This window comes from Mesorhizobium sp. B2-3-13 (assembly GCF_006442195.1).
In the GTDB taxonomy this organism is placed as follows: Bacteria; Pseudomonadota; Alphaproteobacteria; order Rhizobiales; family Rhizobiaceae; genus Mesorhizobium; species Mesorhizobium salmacidum.
The window spans coordinates 47098-72079 of the sequence record NZ_VFVQ01000012.1; the positions used below are offsets into that span (position 1 = coordinate 47098).

Sequence of the window (24982 nt, forward strand, 5' to 3'; positions counted from 1 at the left end):
TTGCGCGGCCTCCGGCTGTACCTGTCCGGGAACAAGGGTGGCCAATGGCAGTGATCCCGAAAATCCTCGTCTTCGCCGGCTCGGTGCGCAGCGGCGCCTATAGCGGCAGGACCGCCGACGTGGCGCAGAAGGAACTTGCGGTGCAAGGCGCCGAGGTGACCCGCATTTCGCTCGCCGATTATCCCTTGCCGATCCTCGACGAGGACCTGGAAAAGGAAAATGGCATCCCTGAAAACGCCCAGAAGCTGGCGCGATTGATCGCCGTCCATGATGGGCTGCTGATCGCGACGCCTGAATATAACGGCTCCATCCCGCCGTTGCTCAAGAACACGATCGACTGGGTGAGCCGGGTGCGACGGGATGGCGGCCGGTCGGTCAGGCCGCTTGCCGGCAAGGTCGCCGGCCTCTGCTCGTCCTCCAAAGGCCATTTTGCCGGCATCCGCTGCATCAATCATCTGCGCGCCGTGCTGGTGCGCTGCCAGATGGAGGTGGTGACGCCGGAATGCTCGGTGCCGGAGGGTGGCGACGCCTTCGACGGGGACGGCCATTTCCGTGACGAAAGACTGCACAAATCGATGGAGCACCTATGCCGCACGCTGATCGAAACCTCACGCATGCTGTCGACCAGGGTCGAGGCGTGACTGCCGCTACCATGCAGGCTCACCCCATGCAGGCCAAATCCATGCAGGAAAGATTGATCGTCGGCCTCGACGTGCCGACCGTGACGGAGGCCGAGCAGGCGGTGCGCGAGCTCGACGGTGTCGTCTCCTTCTACAAGATCGGCTATCAGCTGGCCTTTGCCGGCGGGCTCGACTTCGCCAGGGAGCTGGCCAGCGGCGGAACGAAGATCTTCCTCGACATGAAGCTGCTCGACATCGACCACACGGTGGCCAAAGGCGTCGAGAACATCGTCAAGATGGGCATGACCATGCTGACCATACATGCTTATCCCAAGGCGATGCAGGCGGCGGTGGAGGCAGCGCGCGGCAGCGAGCTTTGCCTGCTTGCCGTCAGCGTCCTGACCTCGATGGATGAGCAGGACATGATCGATGCCGGCTATGAATATGATCCGCACACGCTGGTGCTGAGGCGCTCGGAACAGGCGCTGCATGCCGGCATGGGCGGCATCGTCTGCTCGGCCGCGGAGGCCGAAGCGGTGCGCCGCCTCGTCGGCCCCGACATGGCGGTGGTGACACCCGGCATACGCCCCGTGGGCAGCGATCATGGCGACCAGAAGCGCGTGATGACACCTGCGCAAGCCATTCGCAGCGGCTCCAGCCATCTGGTTGTCGGGCGCCCGATCGTCGCTGCGGCGGACAGACGCGCGGCGGCTGAAGCCATCCTCGACGAAATGCGCTCGGCATAAGGAATAGGGAGAAGAAGAATGCCCAAGGGATACTGGATCGCCCGCGTCGATGTGCGCGACGCGGAAGGCTACAAGGATTACGTCGCGGCGGCGAAGCCGGCTTTCGAGCGCTTCGGCGCGAAATTCCTGGCCCGTGGCGGCGAACACGAGAAAGCCGAGGGCCCAGGGCGCGCGCGCAATGTGCTCATCGAGTTCGAATCGCTCGCCGTCGCGCATGACTGCTACCATTCGCCGGAATATCAACGCGCAGTGGCGATCCGCCAGAAGGTGGCCGACGGCGAGATCGTGCTGGTGGAAGGGGTCTAGCGAAAGAGCCTGTTCGCCGCGGTTTCCGCCATCGCGTCGACGAGTTCCAGCCCCCATTGCTGGCGGCAATAAGCGCGGAAATCGAAACAGGGCAGGCCGGGACAGACCTCGAACTCGATGAGATGAACCGTATCGTCGGCCTCGACGCGCGCGTCGACGGAAAACACGTCGCGCAGGCCGAGCCCGTCCATCAACCGTTTGGCAATCGTGCGGATTCTGGCATCGGCCACCGGCTGACTGTTTGCGACCGGAGCGAGTTCGGGTTCGGCATAATGCCCGGCGGCCTTCGCGGCTTCGCCGGTGTCGCCATAAAGCGCCAGGCTGTCGGCCATCGTCTGGAAATCCGCGCCTGACTCGACAAAGGCGATGCCAAGCGCCTCGGCACCGGTTTGCGGCGTCAGCCCGAGGAAGCTGGCGCGCACATTGCGGCCCGCGACATAGGGCTGGACGACGACATCATCGCGATAGGCCGCGAAAACACGCCGGCTAAGCTCCAGCGCGTGACCGAGATCGGTTACGCGCGAATCCGGCCAGATGCCGATCTTGGCGCCGAGCCTGTTGGGCTTGACGAACCAGCCGGCGGCGGAGGCCGGCGGCTCGACCAGCCATTCGCCATTGCGCGCAAAACCCGCCGACGGCACCGGCAGGCCGAGCGCGCCAAGCACGGCGCCGGAACGGAACTTGTCCTGGCAGAGAGCGAACAGCGCATCGTCCGCTCCGATCGTTCTCATTCCGTTGAGCCGCGCCAGCGCGGGTGCGGCGCCGCCACGGAAATAGGCGATGCCGTCGGTCAGCGTCCAGACCAGCGTCGTGGAAGGATCGGCTTTGGGAAGCGCCCTTGCGGCATGGTCCAGCTCCACCGCCGCGAAGGCAATGCCACGCCTGTCACAGGCGGCGGCCAGCGCATCGAATTCGGGGGCGAGGTCGGTCGATTGCGCCAGATAGGACGATATCTCGGCCGCGCGCTGCGGTGCGTGACCGTCGGCGACCAGGCGGTCGAAGCAGGCCTTCTCCGGCTCGTGAACGAGGATCAGCTTTGGCTTGTGACTCGACATGAGACGAACATTCCCGGCCGTGCGATCACCTAGCATCGCACGGCCGACGCAAACGGCTTTCGCGAAACCGACTCAAGCCGGACGCCTGCGTGACAGCACCACGATAGATATGCACGGAGTCAATCGCCCGGCCTGTTCAGGCGATCAGCACGCGCGGCTCGAAGCGGCCGTTGACGGGAATATCGAGGACGAACGTCATGCCTGCCTGCGGATCGAGCTGGCGCTGCTTGTCGTCCTTGCCTTTCCACGCCGACGTCACCGCCAGCCGGTCGGCGTTCCTGCCGACAAAGGCCGGGCACGAGGGCTGCGTCACCGGCATCGTAACTTCGCGCAGCAATGTTCCGTCGGGCGAATAGGCCTTGACCGCCTTGCCGCCCCAGACGGCGTTCCACAGCACGCCGTCGCGGTCGACGACCGATCCGTCGACATAGCCCTTGGACGAGCGGTGATCGACGAACACTTTTGGTTCTCCAGAGGGCAGGCCGCTCGCCGGATCGCAGGCGACGCGCATCAGCAGGCCGGTCGAGGTGTCGGTGTAATAGGCGAGCGCGCCATCCCCGGAGAAACAAATCGAGTTCGACACGGTGATGCCGGAGAACAGCTTGCGCAGTTCACCCCTGAAGAACCAGTAGATCGCACCGGCGCCCTTTGCCTCGCTCTTGCCCATCGTCCCCATCCACAAGGCGCCGCAGGGATGGACACGGGAATCGTTGGACCGGGTAAGGGGGTTGTCCGCCTCGACAGGCGTATGCAGCGTCATCTGGCCGGTCGCGACATCGCGGACGAAGAGGCCGGTCTCGGTGGCGATCAGCTGGCGCTTGTCATCGATGATGGCGATGGCGCTCGCCATCTGGCCAAGCTCATGGATCTTCAGCGCACCACCGGCCACGAGCTTTTCCAGGAGCTGGCCGTTGACGATATCGAACCAGAACAGCGCGTCGGTGGCGGGATCGTAGCTTGGCCCTTCGCCGAGCTCGCAGACATGATCGGAAAAAACCGAAACCTTGTTCATCATGCGTCTCCGAATGCTACGTCCCAGGCAGCGACGGCGGCGTGAGCGCGCGCCGCCACGTCATCGACGCTCATGCCTGGCTTGAACAGGCTGGAGCCAAGCCCGAAGACCGTCACACCAACCGCCTTGTAACCGGCAAAGTCCTTGTCCGAAACGCCGCCGACCGCGCCGACCAGCGTCTGCGCCGGCAGCACGGCCCGGATCGCGGAAATGCCTGATGCGCCGAGCACGCTGGCGGGAAAGAATTTCAGCGCCGAGGCGCCGAGCCGGATCGCCTGGAAGGCTTCCGTGGGGGTAAACACGCCGGGCATGGTGACCATGCCGTATGTCCTGGCACGGCCCATGACCTCGGCATCGATGTTGGGGCTGACCAGCAGCCGGCCGCCGGCCTGGTGAAGATTGTCGACGTCGGCCCCCGTAAGCACCGTGCCGGCGCCGACCAGGGCGGTTTTCGGCAGCACTTCGACAATCCTGGCGATCGACGAGAACGGTTCGGGCGAGTTCAGCGGCACCTCTATGGCCTCGATGCCGGCGTCGAACAGCGCCTGGCCCATGGCTATCGCTTCGGCCGGCTTGAGGCCGCGCAGGATAGCGACCAGGCCGCGTTTGAGTTCTGGAAAGGGTGCGGTCTGGCTCATATGGCGGCTCCACTTCTGGCAATCATGCCATTCTCCCGCGCGGCCTCGATCAGGCCGGCGCGTACAGCCTCGTCCGCATCGACTGTCCGCACACCTAGCCCGGCAAGACCGAGCGCAGTCTGGTAAAGCACCGCCAGCGCGCCCGAGGCAACCAGCACGACCGATGTCGCGCCGGCGCCATGACGGCGCCGGGCAGAGGCGATCTCGCCGCCGATCAGCAGGCCCGATAGGCAGGCGGCCGCATCATCGCCCTTGAGATCCTGGAGCAGGCCGGCAGCGCGGATGGCAAACAGCCGCGAGGTGACATCACCACCCTCGCCCAGTGCTGTTTCGCACCAGCGGCGGAAGAACGGATTGTCGGGAGCAACCGGGCTGGGATGTTCACCCAGCGAATGGCGCAGGATCGAGTGCGCGGCAAGCACGGAAAACAGCTCGCCCGTCGGCCAGGTGCCGAAGCCGGCGACGGCGCCGTCCTCGACCAGCACCCATTTCGAATGGGTGCCGGGCATGCAGACCAGTTCGCGGCCTCTGGCAGGCAGGCCAGCGCCGGCAAGCTGCGTCTCCTCGCCGCGCATGACGTCGGGCGCGTCGGCCAAGCGCTGGGCAAGGCCGGGGACGATGCGGATGTCGCGTTTCTGATCTGGCACCCGGGCGGCGCCGCCAAGAATGGCGCCGAGCGGCGACGGCACGCTGACATAGGGCGCCTCCAGCCAGCCCTGGCGGGAACCGGCCATGCCGCAGATGATGACGGGCAATGCCTCCGGCGCGCCCATCGCTGCCAGATGGCCCTCCAGGACGTTGGCGAAGCCCTTTTCGCGCGCGGTGATCAGGCCATCGTCGCCGCGACGTTCGGCAAGCACCTTGCCGCCGCCGTCGACCAGCCAGGCCCGAAGCCGGGTCGTGCCCCAATCGAGTGCGGCGACTGCCGGAACGTTGCTGGCAAACCCTGGGCTCACAGGAAGCCTCCATCGACGATCAGCATTTGCGCGGTCAGCATGCGCGAGGCATCTGAGGCCAGGAACAGCACCGTGCCGACCATGTCGTCCGGCCGCATGACGTCCCTGATGCATTGCTTGGCGACATGGGCGGCAAGTGCCTCTTCCGTCACCCAGCGCTCCTGCTGCCGTTCGGTGATCACCCAGCCGGGCGCGACGGCGTTGACGCGGATGCGGTCGGGACCAAGCTTGCCGGCCAACCCCTTGGTGAGGCCGAGTATGCCCGCCTTGGCGGCGGTATAGGCCGGCATGTCTGGATGGTTGATCAGGTAGGAGGTCGAGGTGAAATTGATGATCGAGCCGCCGCCGGCCCGCTTCATGCCTGGTGCCACGGCCTGCGCGGTGAAGAAATGCGGTCGCAGGTTGATGGCGAGGTTGTTGTCCCAGAAATCGACGGTAACGTCCTCGACGGCATGGCGTTCGTCCCAGGCGGCATTGTTGACCAGCACGGTGACGTCGCCATGCGCGTCGGCGGCCCTTGCCGCAGAGGCGCGCAGTGCCTCGACGTCGCGCAGATCGGTCTTGAGGTAGAGCGGTCGGTGGCCGAGCTCCTTCTCGATGCGACCGGCGAGCGCGGTGCTCGGCGCGTCGGCGATGTCGAGGAAGGCGACCTTGGCGCCCTGGCGCATGAACCCTTCGGTCAACGCCGCGCCGATGCCGGAGCCGCCGCCGGTGATCAGCACCGAAGCGCCTTCGAGGTCGGCAAAACGCGCCGATGGCATCATGATTTTCGTCTCCCGGGTCAACCGGCGCGCATCCTAGCCAGACACGTCCGGCGGGCAAGGGCGAAAAGACGCTATTTCGGCCTTATGTCGGACAAAAAGGCGATGGCGATGGCGCGAGACCGCCAGGCGGCATCGCCGCATGGCCGGCAGCGCCGAATTTCGCCGCTCAGATCGCCTTGGCGCGCAAGGCGCCGCGGAAGGAATCGCGGAGGTAGCCCAATGTGGCGTCGGCATCGGCCGGCTTGCCAAAGAGATAGCCCTGCCCGCCGGCGCAACCGAACTGGACCAGCCGGTCGGCCTGCGCCTCCTCTTCGATGCCTTCGGCAACCACGTCCATGGCGAGCCCTTCGCACATGGCGAGAATGGCGCGGATGATGTGTTCGGACGGCCGGTCGTCGAGAATGGAGGAGACGAAGGCGCGGTCGATCTTGAGCTTGTCGAAATGAAACTCGCGCAGGCGGCCGAGCGAGGACTGGCCGGTGCCGAAATCGTCGAGCGAGATGCGGATGCCGACACGGCGCAGATCCTCGACGATCTGCGCGGCCGAGGCAGGGTCGTTCATCAGGCCGGTCTCGGTGATCTCGATCTCCAGCCGGCGCGGATCGAACCCGGTGCGGTCGAGGATCGCCAGTATGTGCAGGCCGGTGTTCTGGTCGACGAGCTGCGAGGGCGACAGGTTGAAGGACAGGAACAAGTCCTTCGGCCAGCTCCTGGCGGCTTCCGTCGCCTTGCGCAGCACCAGCTGCGACAGCGGGCCGATGATGCCGCGCTCCTCGGCGATCGGAATGAAGACGGTCGGCGGCACCGCGCCGAGGTCGCGGTCGGTCCAGCGCGCCAGCGTCTCGAAGCCGATGGTGCGGCGCGTGGTGAGGTCGACGATCGGCTGGAAATGCGGCTCCACCTCGCCGGCGGAGACGGCGCGGCGCAGCGCCTGCTCGATGCGGGTGACGCGCTTGGCGGCCTCTTCCATCTCGCGGGTGTAGACGACGACGCGGCCACGGCCGGAGCGCTTGGCATGGTAAAGCGCCGTTTCGGCCTTGTTGATGAGGATTTCGGTGGTCTCGTCGCCGGAATAGAACAGCGAGCAGCCGACAGAGGCAGAAAGTCTGGCGGTGCGTTCGCCGACATCATAGGGCGCCGACAGGATCTCGATCAGCATGCGGGATTTTTCCGCCGCCGCCTCCTCCGAGAATACCAGGGGATAGAGGAAGGCGAATTCGTCGGCGCCGATGCGGCAGACCGTCGAATGGCCGTCCATCGAGGCGCGCAGCCGCATCGCGACCTGAACCAGGATGTCGTCGCCTGCCTTGTGGCCGAACAGGTCGTTGATCGGCTTGAAGCCGTCAAGGTCGAGAATGCCGACGGTGAAGGGCGCGGGATCGTCGGCGCGGTCGCTGATCAGGCGGTCGACCTTGTCGAAGAAGCGGCGATGATTGCCAAGCCCGGTCAACGGATCGGTGAACGCCAGATCCGTGCTTTCCCTGGTTGCCTGACCGGTGCCAAACGGAGTTTGCATCGGTGTCCCTGCTCGTCCCTGCTTTTGTCGTCGGAATTTATTTCGAGACTGGCAGTAAACCCTTTAGGAAACGTATCGCTTGAATCGATTTTTCGAGACTCGCGAACGATCCCATGACGCTATCTGAAGCGCTGCAGGTGATCGACAAGTGCGCGCAGCTTCGGCGCCATGTTGCGACGGCCTGGATAATAAAGAAAGAAGCCGGCAAAGCGTGGGCAGTAGGTCTCCAGGATAGGCACCAGAACACCGGCCGGAAAATCATGGCTCAACCAGCGCAAAGCCATCCCTATGCCGGCATGTGGGTGACAGCCGATGGCCATGTCCGTCACAAGCTGCTTCCAAACGGCCGCTACGACGAAGCGCGTGGGATCCGGGAAAGCGCGTATCGGGGGCGTTACGAAGTTCGGGGGCAATCACATCGACTATTGGGACGATACCGGATTCACCGCCGATGGCACGTTCGTCGACGAAGTGCTGCATCACGGCGGCGTGATCCTATGTCGGAAGGAGTAGCGGCTGCCGGTCGGATCAGCCGCCGAGCCGGACGCGGTAGAGTTCCAGGGGGCTGCCCCTGGTCTCCGCCACCGGCTCCAGCCATTCCGGCACGTTGCCGCGCATCAGACCGGCCAGAAAACCGTCCGGCGCCCTGGCCGCGAACAGCCGGCTTTCCGAGTTGCCGCGGCAGAGCGCGACAAGGCCGACATGGTGGCTTTCGACGACGGCTTTCGCGTCGGTGGCCGAGCCCAGCAACGCGTCGAACACGAGCAGGTTACCGGCGACGTTGCGATGGTAGGGTCCGGCGAACACGCGATGGCCGGTAAAGGCGAGGATCGGCGAGCCAAGATTGGAGATGGCAAGCACCGTGGTGGGGGCCATCGCGCCAAGCGCGGCGAACGAAGCCTTGCTGTTGCAGGGCGCATCGATGCCGGCGTCCCTGGCGGGAGCAGCGGCTGCGAAGGCGCTCGATGCCGCTTGAGCTGCGCCCGACCAGATCGCGTTGACCGAGATCAGCCAGGCCGCGGCCATCCTGAGCACGGAACCACTGGACGGGCTGGCTTCTGCCCGCTGCCGCCATTTGGCGATCCAGGCCGAAAGCGGGATCACCGCGAAGACGATGGAGAAGGTCGAGCCGCGCACTTCCCAGGCACTGACCAGAAGCGCCACCACCAGCAGCGCGATGACGAGGCTGTCCTGCCGCCGCCAGCCGCCATGGCTGAAGCGGAGCGCCATCAGAACGATGGCCACCAATGGCGTGGCAAAGCGCGCCACCGCCCTTGCCGGATCGTCGGCAACAAGCTGGACGATCGACTGCGCCTCCTCGATATAGCCGAGCCACATTTGCTGCAGGCGCGGATCGAGATGAGCATAGGGGGCCGCCAGGCATTGCGGAAACAGGAGCCCCACGACGAGAGCGAGAGCGACGGCCAGCAGGCCAAGCGACATCAGGCGCCGGGCGGCCGTCGCGTTGGCGGCCTTCCATGAAGCAATGATTGCCAGACCGGCGCCGGCAAGCCCGGTGACGGCGAACTGCACGACCGAGAACGTGTCGCATTGGGCCTGGCCCCAGGACGAGACGGGGATGGTTGCGGCGAAGACGAGAGCCGAGGCGCCGGCGACGCCGAGGCCGAAATCCCTGGCGATCAGCCTTTCACCCTCCCGATTGCCGAGAAACAGCAGCGCGACGACGGCGCCGAGGGATCCGGCATAGGGCGCGCTTTCCATGCCGATGGCCAAGGTCAGCGTGGCGCAGAGGCCCGCGACGAGAGCAGCCGGCCGATGCGTTGGCGCCTCGAGCAGCAAGGCGAGGCTCGCCAGCGTCAGCATCAGTTGGACATTGTGATGATCGAGCGCGCCGGGAGCAAAAATCCCGATGTAATACAAGGCCGCCCCGCCGACGACGGCGGCGGGCAGCACCGCGTGCGGGCCGGCGAAAGCGCGCGCGGCGCGGACGATGAAGAATATCGCGAGCCAGAACTGCAGCGCGGGCCAAAGTATTTGCACGATTTGTTCGGCCAAGGCGGTGCTGCCCGTCAGGGCCGAAACGGCAAGGATGCTCAGTGCCAGCGGCGCGTCGAGCAGCCGCGACCAGTGCATGACGAAGCCGCCTTCGAGACCCATCCTGTACTGGTGCAGGTCGAACCAGCCCTGGCCCGCCAGCAGGTCGCGGACTTCGATCAATTGCAGCAGGCTGTCATTGTCGCCCGCCGGATTGGCCAGTTGCGGGAATCCCTGCTGGGCCTCGAGCGCCAGCAGCAGCAAGGCTGCAAACAACGCAAATGCGATATCGGACTTCCAGGTGGAAGTTCCCCTTGCCGTGCCCATCCCGATCGCCCTTGGCGTGAATGCCGGGCCTTTCCAGGCCAATCGACACTCGTGAAGTCGGTCTTAAACCTAGCCTTAACGGCTTCAATAAATAGTAAAACCGCCTGAACGCGGCCGGTTTCCGGAGCGCGGCCGCATGGTCGACAAGGCATTCGGAGACGAAAATGCCGCAAGACATCAGCCGTGAACCCACCATCGCCGTGCTCCTGCCTTGCTACAATGAGGAGCTGACCATCGCCGAGGTGGTACGGCGGTTCCGCGAGACGCTGCCTGCGGCAACCATCTATGTCTACGACAACAATTCGAAGGATCTGACCGCCCTGCGCGCCCGCGCGGCCGGCGCCATCGTGGTTCGCGAGCCGCGCCAGGGCAAGGGCAATGTGGTGCGGCGCATGTTCGCCGACATCGACGCCGACATCTATCTGATGGCCGATGGCGACGGCACCTACGCGCCCGAAGACGCGCCGCAACTGATCAACACGCTCTTGACCGAACGTTGCGACATGGTGGTGGGCACCAGGCGCGGCGTCAACGACGATGCCGGCCGCGCCGGCCATGCCTTTGGCAACCGTGTCTTCAACAGCCTCTACAAATGGCTGTTCGGCGACGATTTCACCGACATCTTCTCAGGCTACCGCGTCTTCACCAGGCGTTTCGTCAAGAGCTTTCCCGCCGTGTCCGGCGGCTTCGAGATCGAGACCGAAATGTCGGTGCACGCCTCGCAGCTCAAATTGCCGGTCAGCGAAATCGCGCTCGACTACGGACGCCGGCCGGAAGGCTCGTCGTCGAAACTGTCGACCTTCCGCGACGGCGCCAGGATCCTGTGGATGTTCGCCATGCTGATGAAGGAGACGCAGCCGCTGCGCTTCTTCGGCGCCTTTTCGCTGTTCTTCCTGGCCTCAAGCCTGTTCCTGATGGCGCCGGTGCTGGTCGAATTCGCCGAAACCGGTCTCGTTCCGCGCATGCCGACATGGGTGCTGTCGGTCGGGCTGCTGCTTCTGTCCATGCTGGCGGCGGTGACCGGACTGATTCTTGATTCGGTCTCGCGTGGGCGCGCCGAACAGAAGCGGATCTTCTATCTCTCCATGTCTTCGGGCCGCCGCACGGGCGATGTGGTTCAGAAGCCGGAACGGGGCAAGGCCTCGCGCGCGGCCTGAACGATGCAACGCGTCGTCCGCTTTGTCGTCGCAGGCGGCATCGGTTTCGTCGCCGACGCGGCGGCACTCTGGCTGCTGCTCGCCGTCACGCCGCTCGGGCCCTTCGTCAGCCGCATGCTCTCGATCGGCTTTGCGCTCTGCGTCACATGGCAGATCAACCGGCATCTGACCTTCTCGCCGTCGAGCAGGGGATTGACACAGGAAGGCGCCCGCTATGGCGGCGTCGGCGTCGCCACCAGCATCGTCAACTATGCCGTCTACTCGGCCATCCTGCTGGTGCTGCCGGCAGCGCCACCATTGGGCGCGCTTGCCATCGCTTCGCTGGTGGCCATGACGCTGTCCTTCGTGGGTTACTCGCGGCTGGTCTTCGACCGTTAGCGGCGTGGCCCGATTGGCAGAAGGCGCCGCGACCCTTATATCGCATGCGTTGACTGCGTTGGGGATCCACCATGAAGCTGAAAATCGCCGTCCAGATGGACCATGTCTCCACCGTGTCGATCGCCGGCGACACCTCGTTCGCGCTGTCGCTGGAAGCGCAGCGGCGCGGCCATCAATTGTTCCACTACACCCCAGACCGGTTGTCGCTGCGCGACGGCAAGGTGTTTGCCCGCATGGAGGAGATGCAGGTGCGCGATGAGAAGGGCAGCCACTACTCCCTGGGCGAAAAGGTGCGCACCGACCTGTCGGAGATGGACGTCATCCTGCTGCGCCAGGACCCGCCCTTCGACATGAACTACATCACCACGACCCATATCCTCGAGCGCATCCATCCGAAGACGCTGGTCGTCAACGACCCGGCCTGGGTGCGCAACAGCCCGGAAAAGATCTTCGTCACCGAGTTTCCCGACCTGATGCCGGACACGCTGATCACCAAGGATCCGCTTGAGGTGGCCGCCTTCCGCAAGGAGTTCGGCGACATCATCGTCAAGCCGCTCTACGGCAATGGCGGCGCCGGCATCTTCCATCTCTTGGAAGCCGACCGCAACCTCGCCTCGCTGCTCGAAATGTTCGGCCAGCTGTTTCGCGAGCCCTATATCGTGCAGCGCTACCTGAAGGATGTACGCAAGGGTGACAAACGCATCATCCTGATCGACGGCGAGCCGGTCGGCGCCATCAACCGGGTGCCGGCCGAGCACGATTCCCGCTCCAACATGCATGTTGGCGGCCGCGCGGAGAAGACCGAGTTGACCGAACGTGAGCGCGAAATCTGCGCCCGCATCGGACCGTCGCTGAAAGAGCGCGGCTTCATCCTGGTCGGCATCGACGTCATCGGCGACTACATGACCGAGATCAACGTCACCTCGCCGACCGGCGTGCGTGAAGTGCAACGCTTCGGCGGCGCCGACATCGCCAGCCTGTTCTGGGACGCGGTGGAAGCGAAACGGGCATAATCCGTTTCCAATTTGTGTTAACCATGTTCCGCTTTTGCAGCCGGGTACAACCGGGGCGCAACCTGTGCGGCTACCGGGTTCCCTCGATGTTCCTGATTTGACCAAGGACTCTTCAGGCCCCGCGCTGTTCGCGCGCCCTGACATCAGCGGTCTCGGCCAGTACCCAGTCCCTGAACAGCCGGATCTTCGGGGTGTTGCGGCGGCCTTCGGAATGCACGAGCCAATAGCCGTCGCCGTCGGACCCCTGCGCCTCGAACGGCTGGATCAGCTGTCCTGTCGTCAGCAATGAGGAGTAGAGATTGCGGGTGAGGATGGCGACACCCTGGTCCGTCAGCGCCGCCATCGCGTCATAGGCCTGTGTGCCGAGCTCCGGACCGGCTATGATGCGATCCGGCTCGAAGCGGGCACCGGCTGCCTCGAACCAGATCTTCCACCAGGGATCGCTCGAACAGCATAGTGGCAGCTTGTAGAGATCCTGCGGGTGGCGGATTCCTCCCACGCTCCGCACCAGCCTTGGGCTGAGCATCGGCGTGTAGTCTGCCTTGAACAGGTAGTGGGCTCCCAGGCCCGGCCATTTCCCGGTGCCGGTGCGAATGCCGATATCCATGCCGTCGCGCCCAAAATCGGCCAGCCGGGACGATGTATCGACTTTCACGGCAAGGTCCGGATGCATCAGCTGGAATGCTCCAAGGCGCACGGCGAGCCAGGTCGAGGCGAAAGTCTGGACCGTGGTGACGGAGAGCACACCGGTGGCGCCGCCCTTGGTCGCAACCCATGCGTCGGCCAGCGCCGAGAACGCGCCCGATGCCGTATGCACCCGTTTGCCTTTGTTCTTGTATTGTTCTTGCCTAAGCCTGAAATCTGTGGTTGTCTTGAGCTGACGTCGCTCGTGGATTGTTCACAAGGGCTGGGGGCGAGCCGGCATCGGGGGGCAGAATATGGTGGCGCGGGTTCGTACGGTCGCTTTCCAGGGCATCGAGGCCGTGCCGGTCGACGTGCAGGTGATGATCGCACCCGGCAAGGTCAACATGCACATCGTCGGCCTGCCGGACAAGGCGGTGGCCGAGAGCCGCGAGCGGGTCCAGGCGGCCCTTCATGCTTCCGGCCTGTCGATGCCGTCGAAAAAAGTAACGATCAATTTGGCGCCCGCGGATTTGCCCAAGGAAGGCAGCCATTACGATCTGCCGATCGCACTCGGCCTGATGGCGGCCCTCGGCGCCATTCCGGGCGACATGCTGGCCGGCTATGTCGTGCTCGGCGAACTGTCGCTTGACGGGACGATCACGGCGGTCGCCGGTGCGCTGCCGGCGGCGATCGGCGCCAATGCCGAGGGCAAGGGCCTGATCTGCCCGTTCGCCTGTGGGCCGGAAGCGGCCTGGGCGGGGCGGGAATTCGACATTCTGGCGCCGCGCAGCCTGATTGCCATAGCCAACCATTTCCGCGGCACGCAGGTGCTGTCGCGCCCGGAGGCCGGCATCCACGCCTCGGCACGCGACCTGCCCGACCTTGCCGACATCAAGGGCCAGGAGACGGCGAAGCGGGCGCTGGAACTGGCGGCCGCGGGCGGCCACAATCTCTTGATGATCGGTCCTCCGGGCTCGGGAAAATCGATGCTGGCGCAGCGTCTTCCCTCGATCCTGCCGCCGCTGGCGCCGAAGGAATTGCTCGAAGTCTCGATGATCGCCTCGGTGGCGGGCGAGCTCGGCGAAGGCAAGCTGACCGACCGGCGGCCATTCCGCGCCCCGCACCATTCGGCCTCGATGGCGGCTATGGTGGGCGGCGGCATACGCGCGCGGCCGGGCGAAGTGTCGCTCGCCCATCACGGCGTGCTGTTCCTCGACGAGTTCCCCGAATTCACGCCGCAGACGCTCGATGCGCTGCGCCAGCCGCTTGAGACCGGCGACTGCATGATCGCGCGCGCCAACCACCGCGTCACTTATCCGGCACGCATCCAGCTGGTGGCGGCGATGAACCCGTGCCGCTGCGGCATGGCCGGGGAACCCGGCTATCGCTGCCTGCGCGGCGAGCGCTGCCGCACCGACTACCAGGCGCGCATCTCAGGCCCGCTGCTCGACCGCATCGATCTTCGCATTGAAGTGCCGGCGGTCTCGGCCAGCGACCTGATCCGGCCCGACCGGGCGGAAAAGAGCGCCGATGTGGCGCTGCGCGTCGGCCGCGCGCGCACCCTCCAGCGCGAGCGCTTCGAACGGCTCGGCGTCAGCAGCGCCACCACCAACGCGCATTGCTCTCCCGCAGTCATCGAAGCGATCGCCATGCCGGACGCCGCCGGCCTGTCGCTACTCAAGGACGCCAGCGAAAAACTCGCCTTTTCCGCACGGGCCTACCATCGCGTGCTGAAAGTCGCGCGCACGCTCGCCGATCTCGACGCCAGCGAGGCCGTCGGCCGCATCCATCTGGCCGAAGCGATTTCCTACCGCATGAGTTCGGAGCGCATGGCGCAGGCGGCGTAGAGTTCGCCCGGAGGCCGGCATCCCGCCTCGGCACCTGGACCTGCCGACCTCGCCGGCGGAGAGATGGTCAAGCGGGGAGTTTGAAGTGACGGCGGCCGGCGGCCCTGCTCATTGATCCAATTCAGGACAAAGCGGCAAAAGTGACCCTTCAGGTCATGGCCGCAGCCCTCGCCGGAACCAGCTCGATGAGGCGCCGCAGGCTCAGGCGCTCTCCCGCGCCTTGAGCTCCAGCCGCCGCTTATGCAGTACGGGCTCGGTGTAACCATTTGGCTGGCTTGTTCCCTTGAACACAAGGTCGCAGGCGGCCTGGAAGGCGATCGAGCTGTCGAAGTCCGGCGCCATCGGCCGGTAGAGCGGATCGCCGACATTCTGCAGATCGACGATCGCGGCCATGCGCTGCAGCGAATCCCTGACCTGGATTTCCGAGCAGACCTTGTGGCGAAGCCAGTTGGCGATGTGCTGCGAGGAGATGCGCAGCGTGGCGCGGTCTTCCATCAGGCCGACGTCGTTGATGTCGGGAACCTTGGAGCAGCCGACGCCCTGGTCGATCCAGCGCACGACATAGCCCAGAATGCCTTGCGCGTTGTTGTCGAGCTCGCGCTGGATTTCGTCGGGCGTCCAGTTGGGCCGCACGGCCACCGGTACCGAGAGGATGTCGTCGAGTTTCGCCTTTGGCCGGCTCTTCAGCGCCGCCTGGACGGCGTGGACATCGACCTTGTGATAGTGCGTGGCGTGCAGCGTCGCCGCCGTCGGCGACGGCACCCAGGCGGTGTTGGCGCCGGCCTTGGGGTGCGCGATCTTCTCGACCAGCATGGCCGCCATCAGATCCGGCATCGCCCACATGCCCTTGCCGATCTGGGCATGGCCGGCCAGCCCGCATTCGAGACCGGTGTCGACATTCCAGGCCTCGTAGGCGGAGATCCAGGCGGCTTGCTTCATGTCGCCCTTGCGGATCATCGGGCCGGCTTCCATCGAGGTGTGGATCTCGTCGCCGGTGCGGTCGAGGAAGCCGGTGTTGATGAACACCACGCGCTCCCTGGCGGCGCGGATCGCCTCCTTGAGGTTGATCGTCGTGCGCCGCTCCTCGTCCATGATACCCATCTTGATGGTGTTTGGGGCCATGCCGAGCAGGGCTTCGACGCGGTCGAAGATCTCGACGGCGAAGGCGACTTCCTCCGGCCCGTGCATCTTCGGCTTCACCACATACATCGAGCCGGCGCGGGAGTTCATCCGCCGCCCCTTCGGCCCAACGTCGTGAAGCGCGATCAGGGCCGTCATCGCCGCGTCCACGATGCCTTCCGGTACCTCGTTGCCGTCGCGGTCCAGGATCGCCGGATTGGTCATGAGGTGGCCGACATTGCGCACCAGCATCAGCGAGCGGCCGGGCACGGCCAGCGTGCCGCCGGCGGGGATGGTGTAGACGCGGTCGGGGTTGAGCTTGCGGGTAAAGCTCTTGCCGCCCTTGGTGATCTCTTCCGCCAGATCGCCCTTCATCAGGCCGAGCCAGTTGCGGTAGACGACGACCTTGTCCTCAGCATCCACCGCCGCGACCGAATCCTCGCAGTCCTGGATGGTCGTCAGTGCCGATTCCAGGATGACGTCGGCGATGCCAGCCGGATCGGTGCGGCCGATCTGGTTGGCGCGGTCGATCAGGATCTCGACATGCAGTCCGTTTTTCACCAGGAGCACGGCTTGCGGATTGGCGGCGTCACCGCGATAGCCAACGAATTGCCTGGGATCGGCCAGCGTCGTCGAGCCGGCGCCGGCGCTGAGCTTCAGGGCGCCGTTGGCCGCCGACAGGCCATTCACCCCTGCCCATTTGCCAGAGGTGAGCGGCACCGACTGGTCGAGAAAATCCTTGGCCCAGGCGATCACCTTGGCGCCGCGCGCCGGGTTGAACCCCTTGCCCTTCTGCGCGCCATCGGTTTCGGGAATGGCGTCGGTGCCGTAGAGCGCGTCATAGAGCGAGCCCCAGCGCGCATTGGCGGCATTCAGCGCATAGCGCGCGTTCATCACCGGCACGACAAGCTGCGGCCCGGCGACGACGGCGATTTCCGGGTCGACATTGGCGGTCGAGACGCTGAAGGCCGGCCCTTCCGGAACGAGATAGCCGATCTCCTTCAGGAACGCCTTGTAGGCGTCCATGTCGATTGGCGCGCCATTGTCGCGATACCAGCCGTCGAGCTTTTCCTGCATGGCATCGCGTTTTGCCAGCAGCGCCCGGTTCTTGGGCGCCAAATCATGGACGATGGCCGAAAATCCGTCCCAGAAGCGCGCCGCCTCGATGCCGGTGCCGGGCAACGCTTCGTCGACGACGAAGTCATGCAGCTCGCGGGCAATGCGCAATCCGGCGATCTCGATGCGATCGGTCATCAGGCTACTCCAGATGAAAGGCTTTGCGGGGCGTTTGGCATGTTTGGGGTTGCGGGGTCAATTCAGCTTAGGGTGAAGGTGGGGCATTTTGGGCGATTGGCCAACCTACCCCCTCGTGGGGGAGATGCCCGGCAGGGCAGAGGGGGCGCGAAGGATCGCCGACGTTGCCCACTTTTGCCGTGGGACTCATCCCAACCAGAATATAGGAGCGAAGGGAGAACGGAGATGCTGGCGGGACAGCCCCCCTCTGGCCTGCCGGCCATCTCCCCAACGAGGGGGGAGATCGCTCTTCTTCCTCAAACCGCGATCCTTGGCCTGCCGGAGGCCACCGCCACGACATGCGCTTCGATGAACATGCGCTGCGCTTCGACAGTCGAGACCCGGAACTCCGTTGCCACGTCGATCTTGGCGCTGTCGGTGCCGGCATCAAGGGCCCGCTGGGCGACAATGGCGCGGACATCCGCCTCGGCGGCTGCTATCGCCGCCGCCTCGTCGAGGAAATCGCGCACCGTTTCACCCGAGGCAAGCCGGAACAGGCCTTCCTTGGGCTGGCTGACGCGCGCCTCGGCCGAGACCCTGACCTGGCCGACGACGGCACCAAGCGCGTTGGCGACATCGGTATCCCGGGGCACCACGCACTCATTGCCGACCAACGGCGCCAGGCCGGCATAGTGCAGGGGGGCCGAAGCTCCGAGCCCGATGACCGGACGGTCGAGCGCGACGCTGAGGCGGGCGATGCCGGGGTGGGCGTCGACGGCGCGCTGGACCAGCGCGTGCGCCACGGTCGCCGCGCCATCGAGCCCGTCCTCGGCAAAGGCGGTTTCCAGGATATATTCGGCCGACCAGCGCGTCAGCGTCACCAGCACTCGTTCCGAGATCGCTTCCGGGGAGGCCGCGATCGCCTGGCCACGGCCATCGCGCCTGCGGGCGAACAGTTCGGCGCCTAAGCGGGCGGCGGCGGCATCCCAGTTCGCCTGCTTGCCGAGCACATGCGCGGCATCCGACGGCGTGAAACCTGAGATATGCACCAGCCCGCGCGAGACCAGCCGGTTCAGCGTGGCGTTCTGGGCGTTCGACGTCAGCAGCCTGTCGAGGGCAAGCGGCGTCGCGCCAATCGCCTCGTAGAGCTTCGCCTCCGGTGCGGTCAGCCCCGCGGCGAGCCGGTCCGGCACGCCGGTGCGGACCGCGAAGCGGCCGTCCATGCGGCCGGTGTTGGGGGCGCGCAACTGGCGTTCGAGTTCCGCCGTCACCGCCTCGCCATGCGCCATGCCGGCCAGCGCCAGCGGCACCAGGCGGCGCGGCCCAAGCAGGATCTTCGGATTGAGCGCGCCATCCTCCAGCGTCACTTCGGAATCGCCGCCGAGGCCGAAAGTGCGCATGGCCACCGCCTCGACCATGGTGCGGAAGCCGCCGACGGTGGCGCCTTCCGGATCGAGCCGCGGCCGGCCGCCATCGAGCACGGCGACGTCGGTGGTGGTGCCGCCAATGTCGGAGACCACCGCGTTGTCGAGCCCGGTCATGTGGCGGGCGCCGACCAGGCTGGCGGCGGGGCCGGAGAGGATCGTCTCGATCGGCCGCTGGCGGGCAAACTCCGCCGAAACCAGCGCCCCATCGCCGCGCACCACCATCAGGGGAGCGCCAATGTTGCGCGCCTGAAGGAACCCCTCGGTCGCCGCCACCAGCCGGTCGATCATCGAGATCAGTCTGGCATTGAGCAGTGTGGTGAGCGCACGGCGTGGCCCGCCGAGCTTGGCCGACAATTCGTGGCTTGATGTGACCGGCAGGCCGGTCCTGTCGCGGATCAGCTCGCGGGCGGCGATCTCATGCGCGGGATTGCGGGTGGCGAAATAGGCGCAGACGGCGAAACCGGACACCGACGCGCCGAGTTCCGGCAGCATCGCCTCCAGCCCGGACAGGTCGAGTTTTGCCGCGTTGCCGTGCACATCATGGCCGCCCGGACAAAACACCACCGGGTCGGTGCCGAGTGCCGTCTTCAGCCCATCACGGGCAAGATCGGCCTCGGAAAAGCCGATCATGACCAGCGCCACCCGGCCGCCCTGCCCCTCGACCAGCGCGTTGGTGGCGAGCGTCGTCGACATCGAGACCAGCTTGATGTCAGCCGGATCGGTGGCCGCCTTTTCCAGGACCGCGTCGACGGCACCCGAAATGCCGACGGCCAGATCATGCCGCGTGGTCAGCGCCTTGGCCTTGGCCAGCACCTTGCCCTTGTTCGGCCCCTCTTGCGGACCTTCGGTCTCGGACCACAGCACGGCATCGGTGTAGGTGCCGCCGGTGTCGATGCCGAGGAAGAGAGGGGCGGGCTTGGTCTTGGCGGTCATTCTTTGGCGGATCCGGGACGGGAGGCGTTCTTTTCACCCGTGCCCTTAGCCGAAACGGGCCGGCCGATAAAGCAGCGTGAGATGGGCCACGGTGTCATGAACCCACCGGAAGGTCGGTGCGCCGTCCCGCCAACATATGTGGGGTTCCTCGTCGCCACGAGTGGGAAGTTGGCAGCGTCGACGCGCCGCCTTATCCGACAAACCCAACCTTCTTATGACTGCCATCGCAGAACGGTTTGTTCGCCGAGTGGCCGCAGCGGCACAGGAAAACCTTCGTGGTGCGATCGACCGTGTGGCCGGTGCCGGTGACGATCTCGACATTGCCTTCGAGCTTGAGCGGGCCGTTGGTGGTAGGCGTCGCCTTCAGCGGGCCGTCACGGGCCTCCAGCGCGGGCGCGTCCTTCAGCGCCGGTTCGCCGGTGGCGGCAAAGCCCGCCTTGATGTGGCTGTTGTCGCAGAACGGCTTGTTCTGCGAGGCGCCGCAGCGGCAGAGCGTGGCGCGGAAGAATGTCTCGTCGCCAAGCACGATCTCGGCATGCACCGCCAGCGGACCGTTTTCGCGCAACCGCACGGTGTTGACCACAGGCGGTTTTTCCTGCGGTCCGCCATCCTTGCGCATATAGGTGATGGCGCCCGAGGGGCAATTCTCGGCCAGCGCGACGATCTTTTCGACGCTGGCCGCCTCGGGATGGATCCATTGTCCCGGCGCGTTGGGCACGAAGACATTTGGGTCGCCGAGCACGCAATTGCGCGAGTGGATGCAGCGTTTGCCGGAAAATCCGACGTCGATCTTGTCGCTTTCGACCATGCCAGCCATTGGTGTGCTCCCTGTGTGCCTGGAGCACACCGCGCCTGATTGCACGCGGCGTGCCTTGGGTGTTTGGGCTATGGTCCCCAGCGGGAAACCCGTCAAGCTGGCAAACCGGTCAGGGGACCAGATCGATCTCCTCGGTCTCGCCGCCGCTGCAGGTATAGCAGCAATCCTCGCATTTTTCCTTGTTGCCGGGGCCGACGCCCCAATAGGTGCCTTCGTCGCCGTCAACCCAGGCGCCGTAGCAGATCGATTCGCCTTCATTGCAGGATATCGGCAGCTGCTTGGTCTCGCCGTCATCGAGATAGAAATCCTTGGCATCGCCCGGCCAGACATAGTCGCGGTCCTGGCTGTAGAGCTCGAGGCGCATGGCGTTGGGGTGGCTGTTCTTGACGGCGAAGGTGACGTCGCCGGCTTGGGCGGTCGATACAAACAGGACGGCAAGCGAAAACGCGGCGGCGAGCCGGCGCGCTGATGTGAAAGACATGAAAACCCCCGATGTAGAATCGGCCCCCACGGCCGATGGGGGATCATGACATGACGCGGGCGGGCACTAAAGGGATGATGCCGGCAATCCCGTCCAAATCATCGCGACATTTCGCCTTATCGCTGCCAGAAGGGCAGTTTGGCGATTTCTTCCTCTACCTGTGGCGTCGTCAAACCGATGTCGTCGATCAGATGTGGACTGACCTCCGACATTCGCTTGAGGTCCCAGCGAAAGCGTGTCCGCTCGCGCCAGGCCGCGATGGTGTTTCGCAAGACCGCCAGGCGCCGACGCGGCGCTTGCTTGGGACTTGCGGGCTGCCGCACTGCCGGCGGAACCGAAACAAGGATATGGTTCATGACAACCTCCGTGGGGCCGGAGCCCTCGAGCTGAAAGAGGTTGCATTCTGCGGGACGCGAACGCCGCCGTAATTAAGGCCCGCCAAATAGTTCTCAAAAGTTCCAAACGGCGTCTAACTCTTTGTTTTCATGAACTTCCTCCGGGGAAAGCGCTATGCGCTTCTCCGGGGCACCGCTTCGCACTTTTCCTGGAATTGCTCTATAGATGCGCCATGCAGGGAGAGCGCTTTGCCTTTGGCCCGTTCATGCTGGATGCCGGTGCGGGAACGCTGCTCCGGAACGACGTCCCCGTGGCCATCGGTTATCGCGGGCTGAAGCTGCTCGCGGCGCTGGTCGCAAGGGCCGGCGAAATCCTTGAGAAGGCCGAACTCATGGACGCGGCGTGGCCGGGCACGGCCGTCGAGGAAGGCAACCTCACCGTCCAGATCGCGCAATTGCGCAAGCTGCTCGGTCCGCCCGGCATTGCTAGTGAAGGAGGCGGCGAATGGATCGCCACCATTCCACGCGTCGGCTACCGCTTCACGGGAGCCGTCGAACAGCTCGCCGGCGCCAAGCGAAAACCGTTGCCGCTGCCTGACAAACCATCGATCGCGGTGCTGCCCTTCGTCAATTTCAGCAACGATGCCGGGCAGGACGCTTTCTGCGACGGCTTGACCGAAGACCTGATCACCGACCTGTCGAGGATCTCCGGCCTGTTCGTCATCGCGCGCAATTCGACCTTTGCCTATAAGGGAAGGGCGATGGATGTGCGCGAGATCGCCAGGGAACTTGGCGTCCGCTACCTGCTGGAGGGCAGCGCGCGGCGTGACGCGGGGCGCGTGCGCATCAACGCACAGCTGGTCGACGCGGCGAGCGGCGACCATCTCTGGGCGGAACGCTTCGACCGCGGCCTGGACGATATCTTCGCCGTCCAGGACGAGGTGACCGCCAAGATCGTGGAGGCGTTGCTCGGCCGGCTGCGCGCGCCGCCGCCACGCAACCGGCCCACCAATCTCGATGCCTACGATCTGTGCGTGCGGGCGCGCAAGCTGATCGACGATTCGCCGCAGACGGCACGGGAAGCGCATCTGATGCTGACGCGCGCGGTTGCGCTCGACCCCGACTACGCCGAGGCCTATCGCTGGCTCGCCATGAACCACTGGATGGGATGGGTGCACTGGGGCGAGCCGATCGACCCTAACCGCCGAATTGCCCTGGACCTGGCGCGCAAGGCGGTCGCGATCGATCCGAACGATGCCGGCTGCCACTGGGTGCTCGGCAATTTGCTTGCCTATGAGCATGATTTCGCCGAGTCGGATGCCGAATTCGCCAGGGCGTTCGAACTCGACCCCAACGAGGCCGATGCCTGGGCGACATTGTCCGATATAACGACGCTCGCCGGGCGGGTGGAGGAGGGCCTGCAGCAGATCCGCAAGGCGTTCCGGCTGAACCCGTTTCCGGCAAGCTGGTACTATCTGACGCTCGGCCAGGCGCAATATGCGGCGCGCGACTACGCTGCCGCCGTCGAGACGCTGCGCCGGGACGAGACCTACCGCACCAGCTCACGCCGCTTCCTTGCGGCAAGCCTTGCGCAACTTGGCCGGCTCGACGAGGCGCGCGCGGAGGTCGAGCTGTTCCTCGTCGGTAACCCGCATTTCACGACCCGCCACTGGGTGATGACCGAGCCGTTCCGCGACGACGCGACGCGTGAGCATTTCATCGAGGGCTTCCACAAGGCCGGCCTCCCAGACTGACGCCCGGAATGACCGCCTGGACGGGATCCCCGATCACGGCACCAGGTCGATCGTCTCGGTAGCGTGCTCCACGCAGATGAAACAGCAGGTATCGCAGGGCTGGTCGTTGTCTGGGCCGACGCCGGCGGAAATCTTGTCATTGCCATCGACCCAGGCGCCATAGCAGATGCGTTCGCCCTGGTTGCAGGAGATCGGCACTGATTTCTGCGAGTCCGGATCGACAAGGAACACCTTGTCGTTGCCCGGCCAGACGGTCTCACGGTCGCGGCTGAACAGCTCGACCGCGACCGCCTCCTTGCGCAGGTTCTTGACGAAAAAGGCCATATCGGCGGCATCGGCCGAATTGGCCAGGACCAGTGCCGCCAGCGCAACCATGCGAAACAACGTCACCGCCGACCTCCCGCGAATCATCGCGGGCAGGTTCGCACGGCCGCCCGGAACTAGGAAGACACGCGGCCCTCCGCAGTGATCTCACGCCCCAGCCTCACCGCTTCACGCACCAGCAGATCGAGATCGTCGCGGCGGGTGCGATGATTGGTGATCGCCACACGCAGCCAGTGCTCGCCATGCACGGTGGTGTCGGAGAGTGCCGCGATGCCTTGCTCCTGCAGCCGCAGCATGATCTCGGTGTTGAGCGCCTTCAGCGCTTCGCCCGCCAAACCGGGTTGATAGCGGAAGCAGACGATGTTGATGGTCGGCGCTGCCGCCAGTTCCAGCGAAGGCTCGGCCTCGATCAGCCTGGCCAGATAGGAGACCTGCGCGATGTTCTGGTCGATCAGGCGGCCTAATTTTTCGATGCCATGCTCCTTCAGCGCCATCCACACTTTCAGGGCGCGAAAGCCGCGCGAGGTCTGCAGGCCATAGTCGTGCAGCCATTCGCCGGATGCGAGGCCGCGCGGCGTCGATTCCAGATATTCCGGCGTCACCGCGAAGGTCCGGCGGTGCGCTGTGGCATCCCTGACCAGGGCACAGCCGACCTCGAACGGCGCGTGCAGCCATTTGTGCGGATCGAGCGCGATCGAATCGGCCCATTCGATGCCGGCGACGCGGTGGGCGTTTTGCGGCGCTATCGCGATCAGCGCGCCAATACAGCCATCGACATGAAACCAGAGTCCTTCCTCGTGCACGAGTTTGGCAAGCGCCCTGAGATCGTCGATCGCGCCGGTGTTGACCGTACCGGCATTGCCGATGACGCAGGCCGGCGTGACGCCGGCTGCCCGGTCCTCGGCGATCGCCGCGCGCAAGGCCGATATGTCGATGCGCAGCCCGGCATCCGTCGCGATCCGGCGCAGCGCCCGGTTGCCGAGCCCAAGCGCTTCCATCGCCTTGCGATGGCAGGAATGGATCTGGTCCGAGCCGTAGAAGCGCAGCGGTTTTTCGATGGCGGCGACACCGTGTTCGCGCACATCGATGCCGGCCTTGGCGTTGCGCGCCACGGTCAGCCCGATGATATTGGCCATCGAGCCGCCGCTGACCAGCGTGCCGGAGGCCGATGCCGGAAAGCCCAGCATCTCCTTGCACCAGTTCACCACCTGGTTGTCCATCAGCCCCGCGGCGTGGTTGCCGCCGCCGAGATTGGAGCCCTGGATCGCCGCCAGGAAATCGCCGATCGCGCCGGTGAAGTTGCTCGACCCCATGTACCAGGACCAGAAGCGCGGATGGATGTTGCCCATGGGATAGGACATCACGGTGCGCGAGACCTCGCCGTAGACGGCGGCAAGCGGTGCCGGCGAGCGCGGCAACGGGGCGGTGAAGAAGTCCCGCACATCGGCCGGCATCTCCCGCCACACCGGGCGGTCGCGCACGTCGCGCAGATAATCGACGGCATCGTCGACGACCCGGTGCGACAAGGCCTGCACATCGGCCCAGTCGGCGGGGTCAAGCGTTTCCTCGGCCACCATGCCGACGGTTTCTCGCGCAATGTCCATG

Annotated in this window: 23 protein-coding genes and 2 pseudogenes; 9 read left to right on the plus strand and 16 right to left on the minus strand. The window is 65.4% G+C overall.

Annotated features, from left to right (window positions below; translation table 11 throughout):
• The first annotated feature begins 44 nt into the window (after positions 1 to 44).
• Genes FJ941_RS15855 through FJ941_RS15865 form a run of 3 tightly spaced genes read left to right on the plus strand, consistent with a single transcriptional unit; the run spans position 45 to position 1672 of the window.
• Positions 45 to 641 (plus strand): NADPH-dependent FMN reductase, encoded by a 597-nt coding sequence (locus tag FJ941_RS15855; RefSeq protein ID WP_140506957.1) that lies wholly within the window; start codon positions 45 to 47, stop codon positions 639 to 641.
• 11 nt (positions 642 to 652) lie between these two features.
• Complete coding sequence (pyrF, locus tag FJ941_RS15860; protein ID WP_181165994.1) at positions 653 to 1366, plus strand: orotidine-5'-phosphate decarboxylase; 714 nt, start codon at positions 653 to 655, stop codon at positions 1364 to 1366.
• An 18-nt stretch (positions 1367 to 1384) separates the two neighbouring features.
• Positions 1385 to 1672, plus strand: a complete 288-nt coding sequence (locus tag FJ941_RS15865; protein WP_140506960.1) for a DUF1330 domain-containing protein — start codon at positions 1385 to 1387, stop codon at positions 1670 to 1672.
• Here the strand turns inward: FJ941_RS15865 and FJ941_RS15870 are convergent.
• From FJ941_RS15870 to FJ941_RS15900, 7 genes and pseudogenes are all read right to left on the minus strand, one after another.
• Positions 1669 to 2727, minus strand: a complete 1059-nt coding sequence (locus tag FJ941_RS15870) for a D-alanine:D-lactate ligase-like protein (protein ID WP_140506962.1) — start codon at positions 2725 to 2727, stop codon at positions 1669 to 1671. The two genes, FJ941_RS15865 and FJ941_RS15870, sit on opposite strands and share 4 nt — an antisense overlap.
• Before the next feature lie 136 nt (positions 2728 to 2863).
• On the minus strand, positions 2864 to 3739 hold the full coding sequence (locus tag FJ941_RS15875; RefSeq protein WP_140506963.1) for an SMP-30/gluconolactonase/LRE family protein: 876 nt from the start codon (positions 3737 to 3739) through the stop codon (positions 2864 to 2866).
• Positions 3739 to 4377 (minus strand): 2-dehydro-3-deoxy-6-phosphogalactonate aldolase, encoded by a 639-nt coding sequence (locus FJ941_RS15880; RefSeq protein ID WP_140506965.1) that lies wholly within the window; start codon positions 4375 to 4377, stop codon positions 3739 to 3741. Before FJ941_RS15880 ends, FJ941_RS15875 begins: the two co-directional genes overlap by 1 nt.
• On the minus strand, positions 4374 to 5333 hold the full coding sequence (locus FJ941_RS15885) for a 2-dehydro-3-deoxygalactonokinase (RefSeq protein ID WP_140506967.1): 960 nt from the start codon (positions 5331 to 5333) through the stop codon (positions 4374 to 4376). The genes FJ941_RS15880 and FJ941_RS15885 overlap by 4 nt, the downstream gene beginning before the upstream one ends.
• Positions 5330 to 6097: an SDR family oxidoreductase gene (locus FJ941_RS15890; protein ID WP_140506969.1), complete on the minus strand. Its 768-nt coding sequence runs from the start codon at positions 6095 to 6097 to the stop codon at positions 5330 to 5332. The genes FJ941_RS15885 and FJ941_RS15890 overlap by 4 nt, the downstream gene beginning before the upstream one ends.
• A 166-nt stretch (positions 6098 to 6263) precedes the next feature.
• A complete protein-coding gene (locus FJ941_RS15895) occupies positions 6264 to 7613 on the minus strand; it encodes an EAL domain-containing protein (RefSeq protein ID WP_140506971.1) in 1350 nt (449 codons plus the stop codon).
• 119 nt (positions 7614 to 7732) lie between these two features.
• Positions 7733 to 7861 (minus strand): annotated as a pseudogene (locus FJ941_RS15900) (LysR family transcriptional regulator); the annotation flags it as partial.
• Between FJ941_RS15900 and FJ941_RS15905 the strand changes: the two are divergent.
• Positions 7802 to 8126: pseudogene (locus FJ941_RS15905) on the plus strand (Atu4866 domain-containing protein). The pseudogenes FJ941_RS15900 and FJ941_RS15905 sit on opposite strands and share 60 nt — an antisense overlap.
• A gap of 15 nt (positions 8127 to 8141) precedes the next feature.
• Here FJ941_RS15905 and FJ941_RS15910 read toward each other — a convergent pair.
• Positions 8142 to 9977 carry a GtrA family protein gene (locus FJ941_RS15910; protein WP_246673846.1) on the minus strand — a complete coding sequence of 612 codons (1836 nt, stop codon included), beginning with the start codon at positions 9975 to 9977 and terminating at the stop codon, positions 8142 to 8144.
• A gap of 122 nt (positions 9978 to 10099) precedes the next feature.
• On the opposite strand from FJ941_RS15910, the gene FJ941_RS15915 reads away from it, so the two are divergent.
• The 3 genes from FJ941_RS15915 to gshB all read left to right on the plus strand — a co-directional run bounded on the left by FJ941_RS15915 (position 10100) and on the right by gshB (position 12483).
• On the plus strand, positions 10100 to 11092 hold the full coding sequence (locus FJ941_RS15915; RefSeq protein ID WP_140506972.1) for a glycosyltransferase: 993 nt from the start codon (positions 10100 to 10102) through the stop codon (positions 11090 to 11092).
• A gap of 3 nt (positions 11093 to 11095) precedes the next feature.
• A complete protein-coding gene (locus tag FJ941_RS15920) occupies positions 11096 to 11470 on the plus strand; it encodes a GtrA family protein (protein WP_140506974.1) in 375 nt (124 codons plus the stop codon).
• A 71-nt stretch (positions 11471 to 11541) separates the two neighbouring features.
• Entirely contained in the window at positions 11542 to 12483 is a 942-nt protein-coding gene (gene gshB, locus FJ941_RS15925) for a glutathione synthase (RefSeq protein ID WP_140506976.1), read from the plus strand.
• A 112-nt stretch (positions 12484 to 12595) separates the two neighbouring features.
• On the opposite strand, the gene FJ941_RS15930 is transcribed toward gshB, so the two are convergent.
• Positions 12596 to 13300 carry a LysR substrate-binding domain-containing protein gene (locus FJ941_RS15930; RefSeq protein ID WP_246673847.1) on the minus strand — a complete coding sequence of 235 codons (705 nt, stop codon included), beginning with the start codon at positions 13298 to 13300 and terminating at the stop codon, positions 12596 to 12598.
• 121 nt (positions 13301 to 13421) lie between these two features.
• On the opposite strand from FJ941_RS15930, the gene FJ941_RS15935 reads away from it, so the two are divergent.
• The gene (locus tag FJ941_RS15935; RefSeq protein WP_140506979.1) at positions 13422 to 14954 is read left to right on the plus strand and encodes a YifB family Mg chelatase-like AAA ATPase; all 1533 of its coding nucleotides are present in this window, start codon (positions 13422 to 13424) and stop codon (positions 14952 to 14954) included.
• A gap of 201 nt (positions 14955 to 15155) precedes the next feature.
• Here FJ941_RS15935 and FJ941_RS15940 read toward each other — a convergent pair whose 3' ends face one another.
• The 5 genes from FJ941_RS15940 to FJ941_RS15960 all read right to left on the minus strand — a co-directional run bounded on the left by FJ941_RS15940 (position 15156) and on the right by FJ941_RS15960 (position 21320).
• Positions 15156 to 17327 carry a malate synthase G gene (locus FJ941_RS15940; RefSeq protein WP_140506981.1) on the minus strand — a complete coding sequence of 724 codons (2172 nt, stop codon included), beginning with the start codon at positions 17325 to 17327 and terminating at the stop codon, positions 15156 to 15158.
• A gap of 296 nt (positions 17328 to 17623) precedes the next feature.
• On the minus strand, positions 17624 to 19666 hold the full coding sequence (locus FJ941_RS15945) for a hydantoinase/oxoprolinase family protein (protein ID WP_140506982.1): 2043 nt from the start codon (positions 19664 to 19666) through the stop codon (positions 17624 to 17626).
• Positions 19667 to 19856: 190 nt separating this feature from the next.
• Complete coding sequence (locus FJ941_RS15950) at positions 19857 to 20483, minus strand: CDGSH iron-sulfur domain-containing protein (RefSeq protein WP_140506984.1); 627 nt, start codon at positions 20481 to 20483, stop codon at positions 19857 to 19859.
• A 109-nt stretch (positions 20484 to 20592) separates the two neighbouring features.
• Positions 20593 to 20964 (minus strand): hypothetical protein, encoded by a 372-nt coding sequence (locus tag FJ941_RS15955; RefSeq protein WP_140506986.1) that lies wholly within the window; start codon positions 20962 to 20964, stop codon positions 20593 to 20595.
• 116 nt (positions 20965 to 21080) lie between these two features.
• Positions 21081 to 21320: a DUF1127 domain-containing protein gene (locus FJ941_RS15960; RefSeq protein ID WP_140506988.1), complete on the minus strand. Its 240-nt coding sequence runs from the start codon at positions 21318 to 21320 to the stop codon at positions 21081 to 21083.
• A gap of 212 nt (positions 21321 to 21532) precedes the next feature.
• On the opposite strand from FJ941_RS15960, the gene FJ941_RS15965 reads away from it, so the two are divergent.
• Positions 21533 to 23053: a winged helix-turn-helix domain-containing protein gene (locus tag FJ941_RS15965; protein WP_140506989.1), complete on the plus strand. Its 1521-nt coding sequence runs from the start codon at positions 21533 to 21535 to the stop codon at positions 23051 to 23053.
• A 33-nt stretch (positions 23054 to 23086) separates the two neighbouring features.
• Here FJ941_RS15965 and FJ941_RS15970 read toward each other — a convergent pair whose 3' ends face one another.
• Positions 23087 to 23443 carry a hypothetical protein gene (locus tag FJ941_RS15970; protein WP_140506991.1) on the minus strand — a complete coding sequence of 119 codons (357 nt, stop codon included), beginning with the start codon at positions 23441 to 23443 and terminating at the stop codon, positions 23087 to 23089.
• Between the two features lie 50 nt (positions 23444 to 23493).
• Positions 23494 to 24981: an aspartate aminotransferase family protein gene (locus FJ941_RS15975; protein WP_140506993.1), complete on the minus strand. Its 1488-nt coding sequence runs from the start codon at positions 24979 to 24981 to the stop codon at positions 23494 to 23496.
• Between the last annotated feature and the right edge of the window lies 1 nt (position 24982).

Coding starts and splice junctions, on each gene's coding strand:
- FJ941_RS15855 (WP_140506957.1), top strand. CDS start 45: ATGGCAGTGATCCCGAAAATCCTCGTCTTCGCCGGCTCGGTGCGCAGC.
- pyrF (WP_181165994.1), top strand. CDS start 653: ATGCAGGCTCACCCCATGCAGGCCAAATCCATGCAGGAAAGATTGATC.
- FJ941_RS15865 (WP_140506960.1), top strand. CDS start 1,385: ATGCCCAAGGGATACTGGATCGCCCGCGTCGATGTGCGCGACGCGGAA.
- FJ941_RS15870 (WP_140506962.1), bottom strand. CDS start 2,727: ATGTCGAGTCACAAGCCAAAGCTGATCCTCGTTCACGAGCCGGAGAAG.
- FJ941_RS15875 (WP_140506963.1), bottom strand. CDS start 3,739: ATGAACAAGGTTTCGGTTTTTTCCGATCATGTCTGCGAGCTCGGCGAA.
- FJ941_RS15880 (WP_140506965.1), bottom strand. CDS start 4,377: ATGAGCCAGACCGCACCCTTTCCAGAACTCAAACGCGGCCTGGTCGCT.
- FJ941_RS15890 (WP_140506969.1), bottom strand. CDS start 6,097: ATGATGCCATCGGCGCGTTTTGCCGACCTCGAAGGCGCTTCGGTGCTG.
- FJ941_RS15895 (WP_140506971.1), bottom strand. CDS start 7,613: ATGCAAACTCCGTTTGGCACCGGTCAGGCAACCAGGGAAAGCACGGAT.
- FJ941_RS15915 (WP_140506972.1), top strand. CDS start 10,100: ATGCCGCAAGACATCAGCCGTGAACCCACCATCGCCGTGCTCCTGCCT.
- FJ941_RS15920 (WP_140506974.1), top strand. CDS start 11,096: ATGCAACGCGTCGTCCGCTTTGTCGTCGCAGGCGGCATCGGTTTCGTC.
- gshB (WP_140506976.1), top strand. CDS start 11,542: ATGAAGCTGAAAATCGCCGTCCAGATGGACCATGTCTCCACCGTGTCG.
- FJ941_RS15935 (WP_140506979.1), top strand. CDS start 13,422: ATGGTGGCGCGGGTTCGTACGGTCGCTTTCCAGGGCATCGAGGCCGTG.
- FJ941_RS15940 (WP_140506981.1), bottom strand. CDS start 17,327: ATGACCGATCGCATCGAGATCGCCGGATTGCGCATTGCCCGCGAGCTG.
- FJ941_RS15945 (WP_140506982.1), bottom strand. CDS start 19,666: ATGACCGCCAAGACCAAGCCCGCCCCTCTCTTCCTCGGCATCGACACC.
- FJ941_RS15950 (WP_140506984.1), bottom strand. CDS start 20,483: ATGGCTGGCATGGTCGAAAGCGACAAGATCGACGTCGGATTTTCCGGC.
- FJ941_RS15955 (WP_140506986.1), bottom strand. CDS start 20,964: ATGTCTTTCACATCAGCGCGCCGGCTCGCCGCCGCGTTTTCGCTTGCC.
- FJ941_RS15960 (WP_140506988.1), bottom strand. CDS start 21,320: ATGAACCATATCCTTGTTTCGGTTCCGCCGGCAGTGCGGCAGCCCGCA.
- FJ941_RS15965 (WP_140506989.1), top strand. CDS start 21,533: ATGCAGGGAGAGCGCTTTGCCTTTGGCCCGTTCATGCTGGATGCCGGT.
- FJ941_RS15975 (WP_140506993.1), bottom strand. CDS start 24,981: ATGGACATTGCGCGAGAAACCGTCGGCATGGTGGCCGAGGAAACGCTT.